The organism is Halalkalicoccus sp. CG83 (assembly GCF_037081715.1).
GTDB lineage: Archaea > Halobacteriota > Halobacteria > Halobacteriales > Halalkalicoccaceae > Halalkalicoccus > Halalkalicoccus ordinarius.
In genome coordinates this window covers 2,131,648-2,155,642 of record NZ_JAZDDH010000001.1, presented here as the reverse complement: position 1 = coordinate 2,155,642, position 23,995 = coordinate 2,131,648, and the positions used below count along the sequence as shown (strand labels likewise).

Sequence of the window (23,995 nt, the reverse complement as noted above, 5' to 3'; positions counted from 1 at the left end):
GATGAGCGAGAGAGTCACCGCCCCGGTCGAGGAGACCGACGACGCGGAGCGAACCGTCGAGACCGGCGCCGAGTCGGTCATCGCCGCGCTCGAGGGCGCCGGCGTCGAGACGTGTTTCGGCGTCCAGGGCGGGGCGATCATGCCCGTCTACGACGCGCTCTACGACTCCGACATCCACCACGTGACGATGGCCCACGAACAGGGCGCGGCCCACGCGGCCGACGCCTACGGGATCGTCAGCGGCGAGCCGGGCGTCTGCTTTGCGACCTCCGGACCGGGCGCGACGAACCTCGTTACCGGCATCGCCGACGCCTCGATGGACTCCGATCCGATGATCGCGCTCACTGGCCAGGTGCCGACGGCGTTCGTCGGCAACGACGCGTTCCAGGAGACCGATACGACGGGGATCACCGCGCCGATCACGAAGACGAACTACTTCGCGACCGACTCCGACACCGTCGGCGACACCGTCGGCGAGGCGTTCGCGCTCTCAGGAACCGGTCGGCCGGGACCGACGGTCGTGGACCTGCCGAAGGACGTCACCAACGGCGCAACCGACCGCGCCCCGGGTGAAGCACGAACGCCCGACACGTACGACCCGCAGATGGAGGCCGACGACGAGGCGATCGAGGCCGCCGCGCGAACGCTCGAGGCCGCGGAGAAGCCCGTCATCCTCGCCGGCGGCGGCGTGATCAAGGGCGATGCAACCGAGCAGCTTCGGGCGTTCGCGACCGAGTACGAGATCCCCGTCGTGACGACGATGCCCGCGCTCGGGTCGTTCCCCGAGGACCACGAGCTGGCGATGGAGATGGCCGGCATGCACGGTACCGGCTACGCCAACATGGCGATCACGCACTGCGATACGATGCTCGCGGTGGGCTGTCGGTTCGACGACCGCCTGACCGGCGGCGTCGAGACGTTCGCGCCCGACGCACAGATCCTCCACGTCGACATCGACCCCGCGGAGATCTCGAAGAACATCACCGCGGACGTCGCCGCGATCGGCGACGCCGCGACGGTGCTCGAGCAGCTCGACGCGGAGCTGCAGCACGCGCCCGACGCACGCGAGTGGCGCGAGCAGTGTCAGACGTGGAAGGAGGAGTACCCGATGGACTACGCCGCGCCCGAGGACGAACTGCTGCGTCCGGAGTTCGTCGTCGAGACGATGGACGAGGCGACGCCCGACGAGACGATCGTCACGACGGGCGTCGGCCAGCACCAGATGTGGGCGTGTCAGTACTGGACCTACCGCCACCCCCGGACGTGGGTCTCCTCCCACGGGCTGGGGACGATGGGCTACGGCCTGCCGTCGGCGATCGGCGCGAAGCTCGCGGCGCCCGACCGCGACGTCGTCTGCTTCGAGGGCGACGGCTCCTTCCTGATGACGTGTCAGGAGCTGGCCGTCGCGGTCCACGAGAACCTCGACATCACGGTCGCCGTGTTGAACAACTCCTCGGTCGGGATGGTGCGCCAGTGGCAGGACGCCTTCTTCGAGGGCCGTCACTCCGCCTCGCAGTACCCGTGGGTGCCGGCGTTCGACAAGCTGGCCGAGGCGTTCGGCGCATGCGGTTTCTCGGTGACCGAGTACAACGAGGTCGCGGAGACGGTCGAGGCCGCCCTCGAGTACGACGGACCCTCGGTGATCGACTTCCACATCGACCCCGAGTCGAACGTCTACCCGATGGTGCCGAGCGGCGGGGACAACGGCCAGTTCGCCCTCTCGGAGGACCAGCTATGAGCCAGGAGACCGAGACCGAGATCGAGGGCGAGTACGAGCGAACCAACGGACTTCGAGGACCGCCGCCGGAGGCGCGTCCCCGTCCGAGCGGGCGTCGAAACAGCCAGGGGACGCGGATCGACCCCGAGGTCGAGGCCGAACGACACCCGCGGCGAACGGTGATCTCGGCGCTGGTGAAGAACGAGCCCGGGGTGCTCGCGCGGGCCTCCGGGCTGGTGAGCCGACGCCAGTTCAACATCGAGAGCCTGACGGTCGGAGAGACGACCAACCCCGAGACCTCGCGCATCACGCTGGTGATCGAGGAGCCCGAGCCGGGCATCCGACAGGTCGAGAAACAGCTCGAGAAGCTGGTGCCCGTCATCTCGGTCCAGGAGCTCGGACGCGACGCCGTCCGACGCGAGCTGGTGATCGTGAAGGTCCACGGCAGCGACCCCGACAAGGTCCACGCCGTCACGGAGATGTACGACGGCACGACCCTCGACGCCGGCCCGCAGACCATCACCGTCGAGATCACGGGCGACGAGCAGAAGATCGACGACGCGATCGACGCGTTCCAGCAGTTCGGCATCCGCGAGCTCTCGCGCACCGGCCAGACCGCGATGGCCCGGGGCGACGAGTGGACGACCGATGTCGAGGAGGAACGCTACGAACGAATGCACGAACGCTGGCAGACCCCGACGAACAATGACTGAAGACGCATCCATCTACTACGACGAAGACGCACAGCGAAGCCAGATCGAGGACAAGACCGTAGCCGTGCTCGGCTACGGCAGCCAGGGCCACGCCCACGCACAGAACCTCGCCGACAGCGGGATCGACGTCGTGGTCGGGCTGCGCGAGGACTCCTCCTCGCGCGAGGCCGTCCGGGAGGACGGTCTCGAGGTGACCACGCCGAAGGAGGCCGCCGCCCGCGCGCAGATCGTGAGCGTGCTGGTGCCAGACACCGTCCAGCCCGCAGTCTACGAGGAGATCGAAGAGGAGCTCGAACCCGGCAACACGCTCCAGTTCGCCCACGGGTTCAACATCCACTACAACCAGATCCAGCCCTCCGAGGACGTCGACGTGACGATGATCGCGCCGAAGACGCCGGGCCATCTCCTCAGGAGGAACTACGAGAACGACGAGGGGACGCCCGCGCTGCTCGCGGTGTATCAGGACGCGACCGGCGAGGCGAAAGAGGAGGCGCTCGCGTACGCCCAAGCCATCGGCTGTACGCGCGCGGGTGTAGTCGAGACCACCTTCCGTGAGGAGACCGAGACCGACCTCTTCGGCGAACAGGCGGTGCTGTGTGGCGGGATCGCGAGCCTGATCAAACAGGGTTACGAGACGCTCGTGGACGCGGGCTACAGCCCGCAGATGGCGTACTTCGAGTGTCTCAACGAGATGAAGCTGATCGTCGACCTGATGTACGAGGGCGGGCTCGGCGAGATGTGGGACTCGGTGTCCGATACGGCGGAGTACGGCGGGCTCACCAAGGGCGACGTGATCGTCGACGAGCACGCCCGCGAGAACATGGAGGAGGTCCTCCAGGGCGTACAGGACGGCACGTTCGCCCGCGAGTGGATCGCGGAGAACCAGGCCGGCCGACCGAGCTACACCCAGCTCCGCCAGGCCGAGAAGGACCACGAGATCGAGGAGGTCGGCGCCGAACTGCGCGCGCTGTTCGCGTGGGCCGAGGAGGAAGGAGAGACCGCTGAGGACGAACAGGAGCGAGTGAGAGCCGATGACTGACGCCAACGAGAGACGAACGATGAGGGAGATCGATCACACCCACCCCTACGACGACCGCAGCGCGGGCGATCTGTTCCTGCGCGGGCCCGTCGTGGTCGCCGACGGCGGTGAGCGAAACGCGGTCGACGCGGGTGGGGAGGAGAACGGGGTCGAACCGGCCTCGGGAACGATGAAGGACGTGGATCACACCCCGCCGGAGAGCGAGGAGGGTGCGAACCGCGTCTTCGAACGGGGCGAGGAACACGGAACCGAACCGGTAGTAGGTGAGGAATGAGTCGAGGAACCCTCTACGACAAGGTGTGGGACCGACACGCCGTCGCGGAACTGCCGACGGGACAGACCCAGCTGTTCGTCGGGCTCCACCTCATCCACGAGGTGACCAGCCCGCAGGCGTTCGGGATGCTGCGCGAGCGCGACATCGAGGTCGCCTACCCCGAGCTGACCCACGCGACGGTGGACCACATCGTTCCGACAGCGGATCAGTCCCGTCCCTACGGCGACGACGCGGCCGAGGAGATGATGCGCGAGCTCGAGGAGAACGTCCGCGAGGCGGGCATCGAGTTCGACCACCCCGACACCGGCGATCAGGGGATCGTCCACGTGATCGGCCCCGAGCAGGGGCTCACCCAGCCGGGGATGACGATCGTCTGTGGCGACTCCCATACGAGCACCCACGGCGCGTTCGGCGCGCTCGCGTTCGGCATCGGCACCTCCCAGATCCGTGACGTCCTCGCCACCGGTACCGTGGCGATGGAGAAGCAGAAAGTGCGAAAGATCGAGGTCACCGGCGAGCTCGGCGACGGCGTCGAGGCGAAGGACGTGATCCTCGAGATAATCCGAAGATTGGGTACGGAGGGCGGCGTCGGCTACGTCTACGAGTACGCCGGCGAGGCGATCGAGAGCCTCGGCATGGAGGGTCGCATGAGCATCTGCAACATGTCGATCGAGGGCGGTGCCCGCGCGGGCTACGTCAACCCCGACGAGACCACCTACGAGTGGCTCGAGGGGACCGACGAGTTCCGCGATAATAAGGAAAAATTCGAGGAGCTGAAACCCTACTGGGAGTCGGTTCGGTCCGACGAGGACGCCGAGTACGACGACGTCGTCACGATCGACGGCAGCTCGCTGGAGCCCGTCGTCACCTGGGGGACCACGCCCGGCCAGGGCGTCGGAATCACCCAGCCGATCCCCCGTCCCGAGGAGCTACCCGAGGACAAACAGGACACCGCGCGGCGCGCCCAGGAGCACATGCGCGTCGAGCCCGGCGACACGATGGAGGGCTACCCGATCGACGTCGCCTTCCTCGGCTCGTGTACGAACGCTCGACTGGCGGACCTGCGCCACGGAGCCCGGCTCGTCGAGGGCCGAAAAGTCCACCCCGACGTGCGCGCGCTCGTCGTCCCCGGCAGCCAGCGCGTCCAGCGCGCCGCCGAGGAGGAGGGGCTCGCCGACGTCTTCCGCGAGGCCGGCTTCGAGTGGCGAAACGCCGGCTGTTCGATGTGTCTCGGCATGAACGAGGACCAACTGGAGGGCGACCAGGCGTGTGCGTCCTCGTCGAACCGCAACTTCGTCGGCCGCCAGGGGTCGAAGGACGGCCGAACGGTCCTGATGAACCCCCGTATGGTCGTCGCAGCCGCCGTCACCGGCGAGGTGACCGACGTGCGGAAGCTGGAGGAGGTGGCGCGAGCATGAGCTCCGAGAACCAGCGCGAGAACCGGAGCGACGGCCCCGCGGAGATCGTCGATCGGGTCTCGGGCACCGGCATCCCGATCCGGGGCAACGACATCGACACCGACCAGATCATCCCCGCCCGGTTCATGAAGGTCGTCACCTTCGACGGGCTGGGCGAGTTCGCCTTCTTCGATCAGCGCTTCGACGACGAGGACGACCCGAAGGACCACCCGTTCAACGAGGAGCGCTTCCAGGACGCAAACGTCATGGTGGTCAACGCGAACTTCGGCTGCGGCTCCTCGCGCGAGCACGCCCCCCAGGCGCTCCAGCGCTGGGGAATCGACGCGATCGTCGGCGAGTCGTTCGCGTCGATCTTCGCGGGCAACTGCCTGGCACTCGGCATTCCGACGGTCACGGCGAGCCCCGAGGAGATCGGCGCGCTCCAGGCGTACGTCGAGGAGAACCCCGACGCCGAGATCACCGTCGACGTCGAGCGCGAACTCGTCGTCTACGGCGACGGCGACGAAGAGAAGGCGGTCAACGTCGACGTCGCCGACGCCCAGCACAAGGCGCTGGTCGAGGGCGTCTGGGACACGACGGCGCTGATGAAGGCCAACGAGAGCGCGGTCCGCGAGACCGCGGAGTCGCTGCCGTACGTCCGAAGCGATGACTGACGAGATCGCCGTGATCCCGGGCGACGGGATCGGCCAGGAGGTCGTCCCCGCGGCCGTCGAGGTGCTCGATTCCGTCGGGAGGTTCGAGTTCACCGAGGCGGAGGCGGGCGACCGCGTGAAGAGAGAGACCGGCGACCCCCTCCCGGAGGAGACGTACGACCTCGCCGCCTCGGCGGACGCGACGCTGTTCGGCGCCGCGGGCGAGAGCGCGGCGGACGTGATCATCCCGCTCCGGCGTGCGGTCGGCTCGTTCGTCAACGTCCGTCCCGCTCGCGCCTACCCCGGCGTCGACGCGCTTCGTCCGGAGACTGACGTCGTCTTCCTCCGCGAGAACACCGAGGGCGTCTACGCGGGCCACGAGAGCCGGCTGAGCGACGACCTCTCGACGCTCACTCGAGTGGTGACGACGTCGGCCTCCGAACGGCTCGCCGGGTTCGCCTGCGACTACGTCGAGGAACGGGGCTACGAGGGTTTCACCGTCGCGCACAAGGCGAACGTGATGCGCGAGACCGACGGCCGGTTCCGCGAGACCGTCCTCGGGGTGGCCGACGACCGCGGCATCGAAGCCGACGAGGTGCTGATGGACGCGTTCGCGACCCACGTCTGTCTCGATCCCGGGCAGTTCGACGTCGTCGTCTGTCCGAACCTCGCGGGCGACGTGCTCTCGGATCTCGCCGCGGGGCTGGTCGGCGGACTCGGTCTGCTGCCGAGCGCGAACGTCGGTGCGGAGAACGCGCTGTTCGAACCCGTCCACGGCACCGCCCCCGACATCGCCGGCGAAGGCGTCGCCAACCCCGGCGCGGCGATCCTCTCGGCGGCGATGCTGCTCGAACACCTCGGCTACGACGAGGAGGCAGACCGGGTCGAGCGAGCGATGACCGAGACGCTCGCCGACGGGCCACGGACCGCCGATCTCGGCGGCGACGCCACCACCGAGGACGTGACGACGGCCGTCGTCGATCGACTGTAGCACCTAACGACCGCCGTCTGCCGGGATCCCGTCGCGGCGAACGTCCCCCGCTCGTTTGTCAGGCATTTCCTCCGAAACCGCCTCCGCTCCGCGTACGCTCGTCCTCATTGGAACGACCGATCCGCGAGTCTCCCGTTCGATCCGGTGGCCGCCCTGATCGATCCCGCCTGTCCCGACACAAACAGTTACAAACGTGCACAAACAATCGCCGCCACGGCCGATGTTACCCGAACAGCGAAAACGACGGATCGTGGCGCTCGTCACCGAACACGACGGCCGTTCGGTGGCGGAGCTCGCCGCGGAGCTCGACGTATCGAAGGCGACGATCCGGCGCGATCTCCAGGAGCTCGAGGACCAGTCGCTGCTCGAACGCTCCCACGGCGGTGCGGTTCCCGTCACGACCGTCGGCGACGAACAACCCTACGGCCAGCGCGAGGTCCAGCGACTCGACGCGAAGGTGGCGATCGCGGAACGCGCCGCGGAGGAGATCCGGGAGGGCACGGTGGTCTTCTTCGACTCGGGGACGACCACCCTCGAGGTAGCCAAGCGGGCACCCGAGTCGATCGTGGCGGTCACCAACTCGCCGGTGATCGCGCTCGAGCTCGACGAGGTCGGCTGTGAGGTCAAGCTCACCGGCGGAACGCTCAGACACCGCTCGCGGGCGCTGGTCGGGCCGAGCGCGGAGTCGTTCATGGAACGGATGAGCTTCGACCTGCTCTTTCTCGGCACGAACGCGATCGACGACGACGGGTTGATGACGCCCGACGAGGACGAGGCCCGGATGAAGTCGCTGATGGTCGAGAAGTCCCAGCGCGTGGTCGTCGTGGCGGACGCGTCGAAGTTCGGCGAGCGGAGCTTCGTCCGGTTCGCGGAGCTCGACGAGATCGACCGACTGATCACGGAGGACGGATCGTCGTCGACCGTCCGTGACGCCTCGGAGAACGCCGACGTCTCGATCGTGGAGGCCGGCTCGTGATCGTCACCGTCACTCCGAACCCCGCGGTCGACTACACCGTCACCCTGGCCGCGGAGCCGGCGCCCGGGGAGGTGCTTAGAACCGACCGGACGCGCTACGACGCCGGCGGCAAGGGGATCAACGTCTCGAAGTACCTCGACGCGCTCGGGCGGGAGACGCTCGCGACGGGCTTTCTCGGCGGGTTCGTCGGCGAGCACCTCGAGACGCAACTGGCGTCGGCGGGGCTCCCCGCGAGCTTCGTCGACATCGACGAGACGACACGACTGAACACGACGCTGCTCGCGCCCGACGCCGAGTACAAGATCAACCAGACCGGGCCGACGATCGACGCGGCCGCGATCGAGTCGCTCCTCGGGACGCTGTGCGAACGCGACCCGGAGACGGTCCTCGTCGCCGGGAGCCTCCCGCCGGGGATCGACACGGCGACGGTCGACCGGATCGCGACCGCGGGCGAGTGGAAGACCGTCGTGGACCTCGGCGGCGACGTCCTCGGCGAGCTCTCGGCGGGCTACGCGCTCTGTAAGCCGAACCGCGTCGAGCTCGAGGAAGCGACGGGTCGGTCCGTCGACTCGGTCGACTCGGCGATCGCGGCCGCCCGGTCGCTCCGCGATCGGGGGTTCGAACGGGTCGTCGCCTCGCTGGGATCCGAGGGGGCGATACTGGTGAGCGACGATCGAGCGGTCCACGCGCCGGCGCTCGACGTCGAGGTCGTCGACACGGTGGGCGCGGGCGACGCGCTCCTCTCGGGCGTGCTCGGCGGGTTCGCCCGTGGGGAGACGGACGAGGAGGCGCTCCGGACCGGCGTCGCCGTCGCGACGCGCGTCGTCGGCGTGTCCGGAACGCGCGTCCCGTCGCTCGGCGACGTCCGCGAGACGCGTGAGCGGGTCTCCGTCGTTCCTCGGTGACGGGTCCGGGCTCGAATCGATACTGAACGATCAAAAACGATCAAAATCGAAAAGCCTTTCGTGTAGGTACAGAAACTATCGTGACAGAGATCCATGGCAACCCAAGACAGGGCCGAAGAACGAATGCGATCGTACATGACCTCGGTCAAGGAGGACCTGATGACCGGGGTCTCGTTCATGATTCCGTTCGTGACGATCGGCGGGATCTTCCTCGCGATCGGGTTCGCGATCGGCGACACGGAGGCGGTGTTCGAACAGACGGGGACTCTCGGGTGGTACTTCGCCGAGATCGGCGTGCTCGGGCTGACGATCATGATTCCCATCCTCGGGGGGTATATCGCGTACGCGATCGCCGACCGACCGGGGCTCGCACCGGGATTCATCCTCTCGTACGCCGTCCAGCAGGAGCCGCTCATCGCGGCCGCCGGCGATCTCGTCGGATTCAACGCTGATGGCGCGGTCGCGGGCTTCCTAGGCGCGATCGTCGCCGGGCTGCTCGCGGGCTACGTCGCACGCTGGCTGAAGGGGCTCGACGTCCCCGGGATGATCGAACCGATGATGCCCGTGCTCGTCATTCCCGTCGTGACCACGCTGGTGCTCGCGCCGATCGTGATCGTCGGGCTCGGCGTGCCGATCGCCATCGTCGACAGTGCGCTGACCGACTTCCTCTCGGGGCTCGAGGGGACGAACGCCCTCCTGTTGGGTGCGATCCTCGGCGCGATGATGGCCACCGATATGGGCGGCCCGATCAACAAGGTCGCCTACGTCTTCGGCACCGTGCTGGTCGCCGACCAGATCTACGCGCCGATGGCCGCGGTGATGATCGCCGGCATGGTCCCGCCGCTGGGACTCGCGCTGTCGAACTTCATCGCGCCCGAGAAGTACGCCGCCGAGATGTACGAGAACGCGAAGGCCGCGGTGCCGCTCGGACTCGCGTTCATCACCGAGGGCGCGATCCCCTACGCGGCGGCCGATCCGCTGCGGGTGATCCCGAGCGCCATCGCCGGCAGCGCCGTCGCCGGAGCGACCGCGATGGCGCTCGGGGTGACGATGCCCGCCCCCCACGGCGGGATCTTCGTCGTCCTCCTTTCGAACAGTGCGCTGTTGTTCCTCGGCTGTATCGCCCTCGGAACGGTCGTCACCGCGACCGTGGCAACGTTGATCAAGCCGGACTTCGAGGATCGAATCGCGAACGAACCGCAGAGCGCGGACTGACGACCGCGGACCCACTACTACTCATGGACCCACAGGACATCGACACGCTGCTACCCCGAGAACTCGTATCGCTCGAGGAACCGCCCGCCGAGAAGGACGCCTGCATCGAACACCTGCTCGACATGGCCGTCGAGGCGGGTCGCGTCGAGGACCGAGAGACCGCCCTCGAGGCGCTGTTCGCCCGCGAGGAGGAGACGACCACCGGCGTCGGGATGGGCATCGGCATCCCCCACGCCCAGACCGACGCGGTGACCCGGCCGACGGTGGTGTTCGCCCGCTCGGATCGCGGCGTGGACTTCGACGCGATGGACGACGAACCCGCGACGCTGATCTTCATGCTGCTGGTCCCCGAGGGAGGAAGCGAGGAGCACCTCGGGATGCTCAGTTCGCTCTCTCGTGCACTCATGCACGAGGAGGTGCGTGACTCGCTTCACGAGGCGGAATCGCCCGAGGCCGTCCGCGAGACGCTCAGGGAGGCGGTCGCCTGATGGAGCGAGTCGTGGAGATCGTCCCCGAGGCGGGGCTGCACGCCCGTCCGGCGGCGAAGTTCGTCGAGACCGCAAACGAGTTCGACGCCGACGTCACCGTCGCGCCGGTCGCCGAGGGCGAGGACGCGGAGGCGGTGGCCGCAAGCAGCATGATCGCGGTGACCAGTCTCGGCGTGAAACACGGCGAGGAGGTCCGACTGAGTGCCGAGGGCGAGGACGCGGAGGCGGCCCTCGACGCGCTCGAGGAGGTCCTTTCGACGCCCGAGGAGGGTGAGGAGTGAGATGAGAACGCTCACCGGTACCGGCGTGACGCCGCTCTCGGGGCTCGGTCGGGTCGTCTGGTACGCCGAGGAGATCGAGCTACGCGACCCGCCGGAGCCCTCGACGGTCGACGCCGACGCCGAGCGCGAGCGGTTCGAATCGGCCCGCGAGACGGCCGAGGCCGACCTCGAGTCCGAGCGCGAGCGCGCCGAGGAGCGCGTCGGCGAGGAGGAGGCAGAGGTGTTCGGCGCGCACGTCCAGTTCCTCAACGATCCCCAGATCGCCGAGGGCGTCGAGGACGCGATCGCCGACGGCCTGCCCGCCGAGCACGCCGTCAGGGAGGGCTTCTCGGGACCCATCGAACAGTTCGAGGGGATGGAGGGACGGATGGCCGAGCGTGCCGACGATCTGCGGGACGTCCGTGACCGACTCCTTCGAGTGCTCACCGATGCCGGGGGGACGGACCTCGCGGACCTGCCCGAAGGGTCGATCCTGCTCGCCGAGCGGCTCACTCCCAGCGACACGGCGAAGCTCGACCCCGATCGGGTCGCGGGCTTCGCGACCGCCCTCGGCGGGCGGACCTCGCACGCCGCGATCTTCGCCAGGTCGCTCGGACTGCCCGCGGTCGTCGGCCTCGGCGACGCGCTCCAGGAGATCGAGGACGGGAGCGAGATAGTCGTCGACGGCGAGTCGGGCGAGGTGATCGTCGAACCCGACGATGCCGTCCGGAAACGGGCCGCGGCGGTTCGAGACGTCGAGGTCAGAAGGGAGCCGGTCGCCACCGCGGACGGCCGAGAGATCGAGGTCGCCGCGAACCTCGGGACGCTCGCCGAACTGGACGGCGCGCTCGAGCAGGGGGCCGACGGGATCGGCCTCTTTCGCACCGAGTTCCTCTTTCTCGACCGCGAGTCGCCGCCCGACGAGGACGAACAGTACGAGACCTACCGCGAGGCGCTCTCTGCGTTCCCCGAGGGACGGGTCGTCGTCCGCACGCTCGACGTGGGTGGCGACAAGCCGATTCCCTACCTGGAGCTGCCCGACAGCCAGAACCCGTTCCTCGGCGAGCGGGGTATCCGCCGGTCGCTGGGGCCCGACGCGGGCCTGTTCGAGAGCCAACTGCGCGCGCTGTTGCGCGCCGCGGCGGGCGAGGGGCGCCTCGCGGTGATGTTCCCGCTGGTCTCGACGGTCGAGGAACTCGAGTCCGCGCTCGAGACCGTCGAGCGGGTCGCCGACGACCTCACGAGCGAGGGGATCGAGCACGCCGGTCCGGAACTCGGCGTAATGATCGAGACGCCCGGTGCCGTCCTCGTCGCCGAGGAGCTCGCTGCGCGGGTCGACTTCCTCAGCATCGGCACGAACGACCTCGCGCAGTACGTGATGGCCGCGGCGCGCGACGACGACCGCGTCGCCGACCTGCACGACCCGCTCCACCCGCCGGTGTTGCGCGCGATCGCCCGGAGCGTCGAGGCCGCCCACGCGAACGACGCCTGGATCGGCATGTGCGGGGAGATGGCGGGCGATCCCGACCTCACCGAACTGCTCGTAGGGATGGAACTCGACGAACTGAGCATGAGCGCCGTGACGATCCCCGACGTCAAAGCCCGGATCGTGGAGACCGACGCCGACGCGGCCGCGGCGCTCGCAGGGGACGCACTCGAATCGCCGACCAGACACGCGGTTACGAACCTACTACACCAATGAAACTCGTCGCAGTCACGTCATGTCCGACCGGAATCGCACACAGCCAGATGGCCGCGGAGAACCTCGAGCAGACCGCCGAGAAGCTCGGCCACGAGATCCGCGTCGAGGTCCAGGGGGCGATGGGCGCGGAGGACGAGCTCACCGCCGCCGAGATCGAGGAGGCCGACGCCGTGATCATCGCCGCCGACACGTCGGTGAACCGCGATCGGTTCGAGAACACCACGCTGGTGAAGGGAACCGTCAAGGACGCCGTCAACGACGCCGAGGGGCTCGTGAACCAGGCGGTCGAGCGCGCGGGCGGCGACGGCGCCGCAACGACGACCGAGCCGACCGAGACGACGGCCGACGCCGAGGGCGCGAGCGGGGACGGCTCGCAGGGAGAGGAACCCCGGGGCGGTGACCCCGAGAAGGGGTTGTTCAGACGCCTCAAGCGGTTCCTCAGCTGACCTCCTCGAGCGGCTCGAGGTCGGTCCGTGCGACGTTCTCCTCGATCCACTCGGTCTCGAGAAGCCGGTCGAACCATCGCTCGGAGGTCGACTCGTCGATCTCGCCAGTAACGTACCGGTGAGGGAGCTGCGCGATCGGGGACTCGTCGTCCGCTTCGTGGCTTTCGTTTTCGTTCTCGTTCCCGCCAGCGCCGATCGTCCATAGTAGCGGTAGAAGTCCAGCGCTCGCCCGTTCGATCCCACCATTTACTACCGACCCCTGCTAACGGGACACGCATGTCCGACGAGAGCATGTCAGGCGAGGACGAGCCGAAGCTAGCCCACGGAACCGAACCGCACACCGCGCTCTGCCAACGGTGTGGCGAGGAGTTCGAGTGGCAGGAAGACACGTGCCCCGAGTGTGGCTGGGAGAAATCGGAGTGGGTGAGCGGCGGCCGTTACGGGCTCGCGGGCTCGTCGTAACCGTCACGGCCGATGTTCAGTCGTCGGCCGCGGACGGCCCGCCGATCCGCGCCTCGCCGAGGTTCTCACAGACGTGACCCTGGCCGCTCATGTTGGTCCCGGCCAGCCGTCCCCGTTTGTGGACCGTCTCGAACTCGTCGGCGGGGATCGGATCGCCCGCCGGCGTCGCGAACAGCGCGTCCGTCGAGGCGCTCACGACGTCCAGCGCCGTCGCCTTCTCGACGTAGCGGCGGATCGGCTCCGCCTCGACGCAAATGGAGAGCGCGTCGTCGACGCGGACGACCGCGCGGTCCTCGTCCTCGTCCCTCGACGTGCCGGAGTCGGTCTCGACGTCCACGTCCTCGAGGGTGAGTCGGACGATCTGTTCGGGCTTCAGTCCCGCCTCGAGCAGGGCGTCGACCGCACGATACTGCCGGGCGAGTCGCGCCTTCTCGTCGAGCGTTCTGCGGGTCTCCTCGACGTCGCCGTCGGCCTCGTCGAAGACGTCCTCGAACGCCAATCGGTCGTTCACGCCCTCGTTGATCTCCGCCTCGTGCATGTGATCGTGGAGCCGTATCGTCGCCTCCGAGACCGCGGGGTGGGTCTCGAGCACGTCTCGGGCGTCGACGGCCATCATCCACGCGAACGCCGGCGAGCACCACGCGGTCGGCAGCGTGAACTCGACCTCGACGCTTTCGTCGTCGATCCGGAGCTCGTCGACGTAGTCGAGCTCGACGATCGATCGATCGAGCTCCGGATCGGTGACCCTCCGAAGTCGATCCCGAACGGTCCCGGCGTCGATCGGTTGGCGCTGGTGTCGGCTCATCGTCAGTCGGCCGTCGCCTCCTCGCCGTACTGGTCGGCCAGGTCGAACCGTTCGCTGATCCCGTCGTCCTGGAGGATCTCCTTCTGGCGCTCGATGTCGATGTCGTAGAGCCTGGCGGCGTTCTCGCCCATGATCTTCCTCTTCGTCTCGAGGTCGAGTTCGACGCCGTACTCCTCGCGCTGTTCGGGCGTCAGCTCCGCTTCCATCATCGCCTCGACGAGCCATTCGGGTTCCCAAAGGGCGTAGTCGCTCCCGTACAGGATCCGGTCCTCGCCGAGCCAGTAGAGCAGCTCGCCCATGATCTCGCCGAACTTTCTCGGGCGCGTCTCGGCGAACGGCGCGGCGACCGCCAGCCCGCCGTAGACGTTCGGCTCCTGGGCGGCGATCCAGCAGAAGTCGTCCAGCCGGGGGAGCCCGACGTGCTCGACGATGAAGTTGAGCTCGGGAAACGAGGTGGCCGCGGCGTCGACGTCGGCGACGTCGAACGCGTCGCGGTTCAGCGGCCTGATGGTGGGGCCTTTGTGGGCGTGGATGTTCCTGATGCCGAGGTCGGCACATTTCTCAAGGTACTCGAACGCCTCGTCCGAGTCGAGGCGCCATCCCTTCGAGTCGCCGCGCCACTCGGCGGTGTAGAGCTTCACCCCCTTTACGTCGTACTCCTCCTTCTGGCGCTCGAGCTCCCGCAGGCCGGCCTCGCCCTCCCGCGGGTCGAACCGGCCGTTGACGACGAACCGCGACGGGTGTTCGTCCCCGAGCTCGGCACACCGGTCGATCGTGTTGAATCCCTCCTTGTAGAACTCGTTGAGGTACGTCGGCTGGAAGATCCCCATGTCGGTATGACCGCTACCGAACATGTCCTGAAGCATCCGGTCGGCGTCGTACTTGCGGTACTCCTCGAGACTCCACTCGCGCTCGTCGGGCGTGAACCCGGTGTGGTAGTCGTAGAAACAGCGGATGAACTGCTCGCCACCCTCGTGTTTGATGTTCTCCTTGCTCGCGTCCCACCAGTGGACGTGACCGTCGATCACGAACACGTCCTCGCCTTCGTGTTGATACACGGCACCGGATGTCAGGAACGGACGATAATGACAGTTTCGACGAGCTGATCGTCCCATCTCGCGGTATACTGCATAATCTTTTTGCCTGTCACCGATGTCTCGTCACGTGGTATCATGGAAGCCGCACGACTCCACGAGTATACAGAGGACATGAGCGAGGGGCTGACGATTGACGAGGTAGACCGGCCGGAGGCGGGCCGGTCGGACCACGTCGTCGTTGAGATCGAAGGGGCGGGATGGTGTCAGACGGACAATCACATCATCGAGGGGATGTGGACGGACTACGTCGAGCAGGACCTCCCGATGACGCTCGGTCACGAGAACGCCGGCGAGGTGGTCGAGGTCGGCGAGGAGGTCTCGACCGTTGAGGTCGGCGACAAGGTGATCTGTCATCCGCTGATGACGTGCGGCGAGTGTCGGCCCTGTCGACTCGGCGACGACATGCACTGCGAGAACGGCGAGTTCCCCGGGCTGACCACCGATGGCGGGTTCGCGGACTACCTGCTGACCTCCGAGCGCGCGACGATCAAGCTCGACTCCGTCGATCCCGTCGAGATCGCACCGCACGCCGACGCGGGGATCACCGCCTATCACGCCGTCAAGAAGGCCGTTCCGCACCTGTATCCGGGCAGCTACTCGATCGTGATCGGGATCGGCGGGCTCGGCCACATCGGGCTGCAGGCGCTCGAGGCGATGAGCGCGACGACCACGATCGCCGTCGACCTCAAGGACGAAGCGCTCTCGCTCGCGGATCGCCTGGGCGCGGATCACACGATCAACTCGAGCGATGAGGACGTCGCCGAGGCGGTCGAGGGGATCACCGACGGCGAGGGCGCCCAGCAGGTGCTCGACTTCGTCGGCGCGGACCAGACGACGGCGCTCGCGCCCGACATCGTCGCCGGCGGCGGCGATCACCACATCATCGGCTACGGCGGCCACGTCCACGAACCCTCACAGGCGCTGGTCGACGGCGAGTTCTCCTTCGTCGGCAACATCGTCGGCAAGTACACCGAGCTCCAGGAACTGGTCTCGCTCGTCGAGCAGGGCGAGATGCACCTCGAGACCAGCGAGTACGACCTCTCGGAGATCAACGAGGTCGCGGAGGCACTCGAGCACAACGAGATCGAGGGCCGGGCCGTCATCGTCCCGTAGCCGACCGCTTCACTCGAACGGAGCGCTCTGCGAACGTTCGTCGCCGACGTCGCAACCTGCATCGGCGACGGAAGTCACGGCCGACGGAACGCCGGGACGTCGTGTCGATACCGGTCACGTCCGACCGTGACTGGCATGGAAACCTCAAAGGGTCCCCCTGGCCACGTGTGGGCATGCGCCTGGAGGATTACTGGGGGATCGGACCCAAGACCAGCGAACTGCTGGCCGAGGAGCTCGGCGTCGAACGCGCGATCCGGGCGATCGAGTCGGGCGACGTCCGGACGCTCGTCGACGCCGGCGTTCCGCGCGGGCGGACCACGCGGATCCTTAGACGGGCCCACGGCGGGGCGGGGATGGACGCCCTCGCGACCGCCGACGCGCGATCCGTCTACGACGACCTGCTGTCGCTCGCCGCAGGGTACGCCGTCACCGGCGGGGCCGCCGACCGCATCCGCGTTCTGACGCCGCTGACCGACCGAGCGACGGCCGCGGATCGACTCGAGGAGGTACTCGCCGCGCGCGAGGCCTGGGAGTCGCTCGATGGGGCGGCCCGTGAACGCGTACTGGAGGCGTTCGTGGCCTACGACGAGGCCGGCGGTACCGATCGCGCGGCGGTCGAGACGGCACTCGCGTTGCGCGAGGTGGGCCTGGAGGGCGGGACGTTCGACGTGCTCGCGGAGATGGATCCGACCGCCCTCCGTGAGGCCGCCGGCGCGCTGGGCTATCTGGCCGAGACCGACGACGGCATCGAGGTGCTGGAGGGCGCCGACGAGGAGCTCGATCGCACGCGAGACCGGCTCGACGCCGCCGGACAACTCGAGGCGGCGGCGCTGGACGTCATGGAGTCGGTACGGGCGGCCGGGACACGCGACACGGAGGAGTTCCGGGGTGCCGTGGTGGAACACGTCGCGGCGGAGACCGGGATCGATCGCGGGACGGTCAGGAGCGCGACCGCCGAGGGCGCGGTCGACACCGCCGATTTCGTCTCGGGGACGCTCCGGAACCTGGTCGACGACCTCGAGACGAGGGTCGGAGAGCGCGAGGAGACCGTGGCGGCCGCGCTCCGATCCGAGGTCGGCGACGCGGAGGGCGACGTGGAGCGGGCGGTCGAGACGGTGACGGACGTCGCGTTCGAACTCTCGTTGGGGCGGTTCGCGGCCGAACACGACCTCCGACGGCCCGACCTCGTGGCCGACGGGTTGGCAGTACAGGGCGCCCGGAACCTCTTCCTGTCTGGTGACGTGCAGCCGGTGACGTACGCGGTCGGGCCCCACGACCTTCCGGGAACCGGATCGGTCCGCCCGCCCGCCGACGACCGGGTCGCGGTGCTGACGGGAGCCAACTCCGGGGGGAAGACCACCCTGCTGGAGACGCTCTGTGCGGTCGCGATCCTCGCGTCGATGGGGCTGCCGGTCCCGGCCGAGGAAGCCCGAGTGGGCTCGTTCGACCGCGTCGTCTTCCACCGCCGTCACGCCTCGTTCAACGCGGGTGTCCTCGAGTCGACGCTCCGATCGGTGGTGCCGCCGCTGGTCGAGGGCGATCGAACGCTGATGCTCGTCGACGAGTTCGAGGCGATCACCGAACCCGGACGCGCGGCCGACCTGCTGAACGGCCTCGTCGGCCTGACGGTCGACCGGGAGGCGCTCGGCGTCTACGTCACGCACCTCGCGGCTGACCTCGCGCCGCTGCCGGCGGCCGCGCGGATCGACGGCATCTTCGCGGAGGGGTTGACGCCGGAGCTGGAGCTCGAGGTGGACTACCAGCCGCGGTTCGGGACCGTCGGGCGGTCGACCCCGGAGTTCATCGTCTCGCGGCTGGTGGCCAACGCGGAGGATCGAACCGTCCGCCAGGGGTTCGAGGAGCTCGCGTCGGCGGTCGGCCAGGAGGCGGTACAGCGAACCCTCTCCGACGCCCGCTGGGTCCCGGAGTGAACCCCTCTGTCCCGTCGTTCCGACGGCCCGTCCGAGTCGCCGTGGTCGGCCGAACCGCTCGTACGGTCTTGAGACGCAACCGTGATCACCCCGCCGTCCGATCCGGAGGCATGGAGGTCGATCGGGAACGACTACGCGAGGACGTCGAACGAAACGGCGAGTTCGGCCGCGTCGAGACCCAGGAGGGACGCGGCCGGACGAACCGTTCGGGCACCGAGGCCAACCGGCGAGCCCGCCAGTACTTCGTCGAGCGCCTGGAGGACGCCGGCCTCGAGGTGCGGGTCGACGCGGTCGGGAACGTCGTCGGACGGTGGACGCCCGAGAGCGCCGATCCCGACGCGAAGCCCGTCGCGGCGGGCAGCCACCTCGACTCGGTGCCCGAGGGCGGGATCTTCGACGGCCCGCTCGGCACCTACGGCGCCCTCGAGGCCGTCCGTACGATGCGCGAACTGGGTATCGAGCCCGAGCGACCCCTGGTGGTCGTCTCGTTCACCGAGGAGGAGGGCGGGCGGTTCGGGTCGGGAATGCTCGGCTCCTCCGTAGCGACGGGCCGGCGAAGCGTCGAGGAGGCGCTCGCGCTCGAGGACGCCGAGGGCGTGACGCTCGAGGACGCTCTGGAGGAGATCGGCTTTCGCGGCGAGGGCCGGCTCAACGCCGCCGGCTGGGACGCCTGGCTCGAGCTCCACGTCGAGCAGGGGACGCGACTCGAGAGCGTGGACGTCCCGGTGGGGATCGTCTCCGACATCACGGGGATCACCCACTGTTCGGTGACGATCGAGGGCGAGGCGAACCACGCGGGCGCGACGCCGATGGGCGAGCGGACCGACGCGCTCGCCGCCGCGAGCGAGTTCGTCCGTGACGTCGAGCGCGCGGCCGAGGAGGCCGTCGCGAGCGAGAGCGAGGGCGCCGTCGCCACCGTCGGGAGCCTCTCGGTGGCGCCCAACGCCACCAACGTCGTCCCCGGCCGGGTCGACTGCGGCGTCGACGTGCGCGACGTCGATCACGGCCTCATGGACGCGCTGGTCGACCGGGCGCGAACGAGCCTCGCCCGCCTCGAGCGCGTCCGGGGCGTCGACTGCACGCTGGCTCGCGAGTTCGACGTCGAGCCCGCGGCGATGGCTCCCCGATGCCGGACGGCGGCGCGCGAGGCCGCCGAGGCCGACGGGATCACGACGATGGAGCTGTACTCGGGGGCGGCCCACGACTCGATGCGGATCGCGCGGGTGACCGACGCCGGACTGCTGTTCGCTCCCTCGCGGGAGGGGATCTCGCACAACCCCCGCGAGTGGACCGACTGGAACGACTGTGCGACGGCGACGAGCGTGCTCTGTGGCACATTGGCGCGGCTTGCGGGGGCGACGTTCGAGGGAGATTCTTAGGCCTCGCTCGCGTGGGTGGGCCCATGGCATACCTGTCCGACGACGTGCTCCGGTTCGTTCGCGCGGTCGGCCCCCAGCCCGACGAGGTCCTGCGGGAGATGGACGCGTACGCCGAACGCGAGGGCTTCCCCCACGTCGGCCCCGAGGTCGGCGGCTTCCTCCGCTTTCTGGCCGGGGTCGCGGGCGCAAAACGCGTCCTCGAGTTCGGCTCGGGCTACGGCTACTCCGCCTACTGGTTCGCCGACGCCCTCCCCGACGACGGCGAGATCGTCCTCACCGAGGTCAACAGGGAGCTGCTCGACATGGCCCGCGAGTACCTCGAACGTGGTGGCTACGGCACGATCGCGACGTACGAGCACGGCGACGCCATCGAGACCGTCGAACGCTACGACGGCCCGTTCGACGTCGTACTGATCGACCACCAGAAACACCGGTACGTCGAGGCGCTCGAGGCCGTCCGCGGGAAGCTCGCGTCCGGTGCCGTCGTGGTCGCGGACAACGCGATGAGCGCCGCCGACGTCGTCGTCTTCGAGGACCTGCTCGACCACGTCGAGGGCGGCTCCCCCGACCTGAACGAGGGGACCCGCGGGATCGCCGCGTATCTCGATCACGTCCGGGCCGATCCAGCCTTCGAGACGACCGTTCTCCCGCTGGGCGAGGGGATCGCGCTCAGCCGTTTCCGGCCGGAGTGAGGGGAACTTCACGGGCGTTCACCCGAGTTCCACGAACTATTTCCCGGTTCGTTTCGATGGCCCTGTATGGAACTGCTCGACGAGGAGATCGTCCCGGAGTACGCCCGTCCGATCAAACGGGAGGCCCGCGAGTTCGCCCAGGAACACATCGCGCCCAACGCCGAGGAGTGCTTCCGCGAGGGCGAGTACCCATGGGAGATCCTCGAGGCCGGCCGGGAGGCAGGACTGGTGGCCCAGGACATCCCCGAGGAGTACGGCGGCCGCGGACTCGACGTCGTCCAGATGCTCGCGCTCGCCGAGGAGTTCTACCGGGCGGACGCTGGCATCGCGCTGACGCTCCAGCTCGCGAGCTTCGGCGGCGAGATGATCTACAAGTACGGCAGCGAGGAGCAGAAGGAGGAGTACCTCCGGCCGGTCGCCGAGGGCGAACAGATCACCGGGCTCGCGGTCTCCGAACCGGACACCGGGAGCGATCTGGCGGGGATGACCACGACCGCCGAGAAGGACGGCGACGAATACGTCATCAACGGCGAGAAGTACTGGATCGGGAACGGCGTCGAGGCCGACTGGATCAGCGTCTTCGTCAAAACGAGCGAGGAGAACGACCGCTACTCGAACCAGTCGCTGATCATCGTTCCCACCGACGCCGCGGGCTACGAGGCCGAGCACATCCCCGAGAAGATGGGGATGCGCGCCTCCAAGCAGGCACACATCGTTTTCGACGACGTCCGCGTCCCCGAGGAGAACCTCGTCGGTGAGGAGAACGCCGGCTTCTACATGCTCGCCGACTTCTTCAACCATGGCCGGATCGTCGTCGGCGGCCACGGGCTGGGGCTGGCTGCCGCGGCGATCGAGGAGGCATGGGAGTTCGTCCACGATCGGGAGGCGTTCGGCCGCTCGATCAACGAGTTCCAGGCGGTCCAGCACGGCCTCGCGGAGATGCGCATGGAGTTCGAGGCCGCCCGCGCACTCAACCATCGTGCGGCCAGGAAGGTCCGCGACGAGGAGAACGCGGGGCTGTGGGCGGCGCTGGCGAAGACCAAATCCACGGAGATGGCCGTCGACTGCGCACAGCAAGGCATGCAGTTCCACGGCGGGCGCTCGGTCCTCACCGACCGGCGGATCGCCCGCGTCTATCGCGACGTGCGGATCCCCGTCATCTACGAGGGAACCAACGAGGTCCAGCGCAACCTGATCTACCGCCAGTCGTAGCGTCGCGGCTGCGCGGCCGCGAAGTCGTGGTCCGCCGGACTAGCTACAGCGGCCGTTGCCCAGGTCGCGGAAGGCGGCGGCGAAGTCCTCGTGACCCCGGAGTCCCTCGATCGTCTCGTCGACCGACTTTCGGAGCTTCGTGAGGCGGGACTCGAGGCGCCGGTACTCCTCGTTCTCCTCGAGTTCGGAGCGGGACTTCTCGGTCCGGAGCACCGCTCGTTTCGACGCGAGACTGTAGTACTCGCGCATGATCTCGTCGTACTCGGTCCGACGGTGGACCCGCGTGACCGTCCGCCGTAGCTCGTCGCCCGTGACGGGTTTGACGAGGTAGTCGTCGAAGCCCATCTCGATGATTTCGAAATCCGGGTCGATCGCCGTGACCATCACCACCCGACAGTCGTAGCCCTCCCCGCGAATCGCGTCCAACACCTCGTCGCCCGACCGTCCGGGCATCCGGCGGTCGAGCAACACGACGGCGACCTCCTCGTCCATCCGCTCGAGCGCCTCATCACCGTCGTGAGCGACCCTGACCGTCCACTCGTCGTCGAGCCAGGCGGCGAACAGGCTCGCCAGTTCCGGCTCGTCGTCGACGACGAGAACCACGGGGTCGGCCGACGCTTCGTCGGTTGACATCCTCTTAATACGTGATGATCACCGAGCGATATAAGTTCGATGGCCTCGAACGGGGACGATCGCTCACTCGGGGACCGAACGCTCCGGTTCGTCCTCGAGGACGAACCCGACGATCCGTGCCTCCACCCGGTCGCGGAGTTCGTGCTCGTCGGGACTCGAGAGGACCGTCTCGCTCCTCTCGCGCATGCGCCGCTCGATCGGCGCGTGATCGGGCCCCTCGCGGGTCGCGTTGAGCAGCGCCTCGAAGTCCTCGCGCAGGTCGAAGGAGGCGTACGCGACGTTGCACCTCGAGAGCGGGTTCAACCCCATCTCGAGGACCAGCTCCCGGACGAGCGCCCAGTCGTCCGCACAGAAGTGGATCGACACCTCGCCGACGACGTCCTGCCAGGCGATCGCCCCGGCGTGTCTCATGTGGGTGATCGCCCGCGGCGGAAGGTCGATTCGAGACCCGGTCTCGGGGTTTCGGCAGAGACAGCAGGGCCGTTCGGTCTTCCCGGTGTACACGTCCGATCGTCGGGCTCGGACCGACAAAAGCGCTCGTCCCCGATCAGTCGTCGGTTCCGGCGCCCGCGGCGTGCTCGCGCGAGGGGTCGAGACGGTCCTGGAAGACGAGCAGGCCGGCCGACAGCGCCGCGGCGATCAGCGCGAACGCCGCGAGCATCGCGAAGAACGCCGACAGGGCGAACGAGTCGAGCACGAACCCGCCGATCGCGATCGACGCCGAGCCCAGGCCGAACTCCCCGAGGTAGGTGTAGCCGTAGGAGAGCCCGCGGGTGTCGGTCGGGGTGTGGACCGCGACCGCGTTCTGGTAGAACGGCTGGATCGCGAACAGGAAGAAGCCGAGCACGCCACACAGCGCCAGCAACGCGCCCAGTCCCATCCCCGTCACGGGGATAAAGGCGAGCGCCAGCAGCGCGAGCACGCCGAAGATCGCGAGCAGCCCGCGTTCTGCCGGTACCCGGTCGGTCAGCTTCCCGCCGGCGTACTGGCCCGCCATCCCCACGACGAGGAAGCCGACGTAGATGTAGTCCGCCGGCTCGATCCCCCGAAGATCGGCCGAGAGCTCGAACGCCTCCATCGCCGGCAGCCCGTGGAGGATCTCGGGCAGGTAGGTCAACATGCCGCGGTAGAACAGTCCCTCGAACGTGACGATGACGAAGACGAGGCCGAACGCGCTCGCGAGCAGCGCCCGCGACTGGCCGAACAGCTCGGAGAGCGAGAGCGCCTCCTCGGTGGTCTCCTCGACGTCGTCGACCGCGTTCATCGGATCGAAGTCCGCCGACAGCCCGTAGGCGACGGCGACCAGCCCCGGGATCGCGAGCAGGGCAGCGACGAGCTGCCAGTCGAGGAAGATCAGCAGCGTCGCGGCGACGAACGGCCCCAGCGCGATGCCGACGTTGCCCGCGATGCCGTGCCACGCGAACACCGTTCCGCGCTCCTCGACGCCGGTCGAGATCAGCGAGAGCCCCGCGGGATGATAGACGCTCGCGGCGACTCCCCAGAGCACCAACCCCACGGTGATCGCGTAGATGTTCGGCGCGATCGAGAGGACGAGAAACGAGAGGCTCATCCCGCCGAGACACAGGAGCACCAGGCGTTTGGTCCCGTATATGTCCGCGAGGATGCCGCCGGGAAGCGCGCCGAGCCCGAACGGCGCGTAACCGAGCGCGACGACGATCCCCAGGAGCGCGACGCTCACGTCGAACTCCGCGAGCCAGACCACGAGGAAGATGGGGATCGACGTCTCGAACCAGTGGACCAGCGAGTGACCCGTCATCGTGAAGCCGGCGATCGCCCGGTCGTTCGTATCGAGGGCCATTGCGTGTGGGTAGTCGTCTAGTCCGTGCCGGAGTACTTATCCCCGGTGTTTTCGGAGCGGACGCGCGACGGCCTCC

Annotated in this window: 25 protein-coding genes; 20 read left to right on the top strand and 5 right to left on the bottom strand. The window is 68.4% G+C overall.

The annotated features are described in order from the left end of the window. The first annotated feature begins 1 nt into the window (after position 1). From ilvB to V0Z78_RS11150, 15 genes are all read left to right on the top strand, one after another. Positions 2–1,738 carry a biosynthetic-type acetolactate synthase large subunit gene (gene ilvB, locus V0Z78_RS11220; RefSeq protein WP_336344722.1) on the top strand — a complete coding sequence of 579 codons (1,737 nt, stop codon included), beginning with the start codon at positions 2–4 and terminating at the stop codon, positions 1,736–1,738. Further along, entirely contained in the window at positions 1,735–2,430 is a 696-nt protein-coding gene (gene ilvN / locus V0Z78_RS11215; protein ID WP_336344721.1) for an acetolactate synthase small subunit, read from the top strand. The genes ilvB and ilvN overlap by 4 nt, the downstream gene beginning before the upstream one ends. Continuing rightward, positions 2,423–3,469, top strand: a complete 1,047-nt coding sequence (ilvC, locus tag V0Z78_RS11210) for a ketol-acid reductoisomerase (RefSeq protein ID WP_336344720.1) — start codon at positions 2,423–2,425, stop codon at positions 3,467–3,469. Before ilvN ends, ilvC begins: the two co-directional genes overlap by 8 nt. After that, positions 3,462–3,743 carry a hypothetical protein gene (locus V0Z78_RS11205; RefSeq protein ID WP_336344719.1) on the top strand — a complete coding sequence of 94 codons (282 nt, stop codon included), beginning with the start codon at positions 3,462–3,464 and terminating at the stop codon, positions 3,741–3,743. The genes ilvC and V0Z78_RS11205 overlap by 8 nt, the downstream gene beginning before the upstream one ends. Next, positions 3,740–5,161, top strand: a complete 1,422-nt coding sequence (gene leuC, locus V0Z78_RS11200; protein ID WP_336344718.1) for a 3-isopropylmalate dehydratase large subunit — start codon at positions 3,740–3,742, stop codon at positions 5,159–5,161. The genes V0Z78_RS11205 and leuC overlap by 4 nt, the downstream gene beginning before the upstream one ends. Further along, positions 5,158–5,814, top strand: coding sequence for a 3-isopropylmalate dehydratase small subunit (gene leuD, locus V0Z78_RS11195; RefSeq protein ID WP_336344717.1), 657 nt, complete (start codon positions 5,158–5,160; stop codon positions 5,812–5,814). The genes leuC and leuD overlap by 4 nt, the downstream gene beginning before the upstream one ends. Continuing rightward, positions 5,807–6,784 carry an isocitrate/isopropylmalate dehydrogenase family protein gene (locus V0Z78_RS11190; protein WP_336344716.1) on the top strand — a complete coding sequence of 326 codons (978 nt, stop codon included), beginning with the start codon at positions 5,807–5,809 and terminating at the stop codon, positions 6,782–6,784. The genes leuD and V0Z78_RS11190 overlap by 8 nt, the downstream gene beginning before the upstream one ends. A 220-nt stretch (positions 6,785–7,004) precedes the next feature. Continuing rightward, positions 7,005–7,760, top strand: a complete 756-nt coding sequence (gene glpR / locus V0Z78_RS11185) for an HTH-type transcriptional regulator GlpR (RefSeq protein WP_336344715.1) — start codon at positions 7,005–7,007, stop codon at positions 7,758–7,760. After that, positions 7,757–8,665 carry a 1-phosphofructokinase gene (gene pfkB / locus V0Z78_RS11180; protein WP_336344714.1) on the top strand — a complete coding sequence of 303 codons (909 nt, stop codon included), beginning with the start codon at positions 7,757–7,759 and terminating at the stop codon, positions 8,663–8,665. The genes glpR and pfkB overlap by 4 nt, the downstream gene beginning before the upstream one ends. 93 nt (positions 8,666–8,758) lie before the next feature. Then, complete coding sequence (locus tag V0Z78_RS11175; RefSeq protein ID WP_336344713.1) at positions 8,759–9,880, top strand: PTS fructose transporter subunit IIC; 1,122 nt, start codon at positions 8,759–8,761, stop codon at positions 9,878–9,880. Positions 9,881–9,903: 23 nt separating this feature from the next. After that, positions 9,904–10,368: a PTS sugar transporter subunit IIA gene (locus tag V0Z78_RS11170; RefSeq protein ID WP_336344712.1), complete on the top strand. Its 465-nt coding sequence runs from the start codon at positions 9,904–9,906 to the stop codon at positions 10,366–10,368. Next, positions 10,368–10,649 (top strand): phosphocarrier protein HPr, encoded by a 282-nt coding sequence (gene ptsH1, locus V0Z78_RS11165; protein ID WP_336344711.1) that lies wholly within the window; start codon positions 10,368–10,370, stop codon positions 10,647–10,649. Before V0Z78_RS11170 ends, ptsH1 begins: the two co-directional genes overlap by 1 nt. Position 10,650: 1 nt before the next feature. Then, positions 10,651–12,330 (top strand): phosphoenolpyruvate--protein phosphotransferase, encoded by a 1,680-nt coding sequence (gene ptsP / locus V0Z78_RS11160; RefSeq protein ID WP_336344710.1) that lies wholly within the window; start codon positions 10,651–10,653, stop codon positions 12,328–12,330. Beyond that, on the top strand, positions 12,327–12,776 hold the full coding sequence (locus V0Z78_RS11155; protein ID WP_336344709.1) for a PTS fructose transporter subunit IIB: 450 nt from the start codon (positions 12,327–12,329) through the stop codon (positions 12,774–12,776). The genes ptsP and V0Z78_RS11155 overlap by 4 nt, the downstream gene beginning before the upstream one ends. Before the next feature lie 276 nt (positions 12,777–13,052). Further along, complete coding sequence (locus tag V0Z78_RS11150) at positions 13,053–13,238, top strand: hypothetical protein (protein ID WP_336344708.1); 186 nt, start codon at positions 13,053–13,055, stop codon at positions 13,236–13,238. Positions 13,239–13,254: 16 nt separating this feature from the next. On the opposite strand, the gene V0Z78_RS11145 is transcribed toward V0Z78_RS11150, so the two are convergent. Both V0Z78_RS11145 and V0Z78_RS11140 read right to left on the bottom strand, forming a co-directional pair. Further along, positions 13,255–14,043, bottom strand: a complete 789-nt coding sequence (locus V0Z78_RS11145) for an iron-sulfur cluster assembly protein (protein WP_336344707.1) — start codon at positions 14,041–14,043, stop codon at positions 13,255–13,257. A 2-nt stretch (positions 14,044–14,045) separates the two neighbouring features. Then, positions 14,046–15,101: an amidohydrolase family protein gene (locus tag V0Z78_RS11140; RefSeq protein WP_336344706.1), complete on the bottom strand. Its 1,056-nt coding sequence runs from the start codon at positions 15,099–15,101 to the stop codon at positions 14,046–14,048. A 114-nt stretch (positions 15,102–15,215) separates the two neighbouring features. Here V0Z78_RS11140 and V0Z78_RS11135 point away from each other — a divergent pair, with 114 nt between their 5' ends. From V0Z78_RS11135 to V0Z78_RS11115, 5 genes are all read left to right on the top strand, one after another. Then, entirely contained in the window at positions 15,216–16,253 is a 1,038-nt protein-coding gene (locus V0Z78_RS11135; protein WP_336344705.1) for an NAD(P)-dependent alcohol dehydrogenase, read from the top strand. Between the two features lie 173 nt (positions 16,254–16,426). Further along, positions 16,427–18,184, top strand: coding sequence for a MutS-related protein (locus V0Z78_RS11130; protein WP_336344704.1), 1,758 nt, complete (start codon positions 16,427–16,429; stop codon positions 18,182–18,184). A 110-nt stretch (positions 18,185–18,294) separates the two neighbouring features. After that, complete coding sequence (locus V0Z78_RS11125; protein WP_336344703.1) at positions 18,295–19,563, top strand: Zn-dependent hydrolase; 1,269 nt, start codon at positions 18,295–18,297, stop codon at positions 19,561–19,563. Between the two features lie 23 nt (positions 19,564–19,586). Further along, positions 19,587–20,255 carry an O-methyltransferase gene (locus V0Z78_RS11120; protein ID WP_336344702.1) on the top strand — a complete coding sequence of 223 codons (669 nt, stop codon included), beginning with the start codon at positions 19,587–19,589 and terminating at the stop codon, positions 20,253–20,255. Between the two features lie 66 nt (positions 20,256–20,321). Then, entirely contained in the window at positions 20,322–21,467 is a 1,146-nt protein-coding gene (locus tag V0Z78_RS11115; RefSeq protein WP_336344701.1) for an acyl-CoA dehydrogenase family protein, read from the top strand. A 39-nt stretch (positions 21,468–21,506) separates the two neighbouring features. Here the strand turns inward: V0Z78_RS11115 and V0Z78_RS11110 are convergent, their stop codons facing one another. The 3 genes from V0Z78_RS11110 to V0Z78_RS11100 form a co-directional block, all read right to left on the bottom strand. Next, entirely contained in the window at positions 21,507–22,100 is a 594-nt protein-coding gene (locus V0Z78_RS11110; RefSeq protein ID WP_336344700.1) for a HalX domain-containing protein, read from the bottom strand. A gap of 63 nt (positions 22,101–22,163) precedes the next feature. Next, complete coding sequence (locus V0Z78_RS11105) at positions 22,164–22,604, bottom strand: hypothetical protein (protein WP_336344699.1); 441 nt, start codon at positions 22,602–22,604, stop codon at positions 22,164–22,166. 43 nt (positions 22,605–22,647) lie between these two features. Then, complete coding sequence (locus tag V0Z78_RS11100; RefSeq protein ID WP_336344698.1) at positions 22,648–23,919, bottom strand: MFS transporter; 1,272 nt, start codon at positions 23,917–23,919, stop codon at positions 22,648–22,650. Positions 23,920–23,995 lie beyond the last annotated feature (76 nt).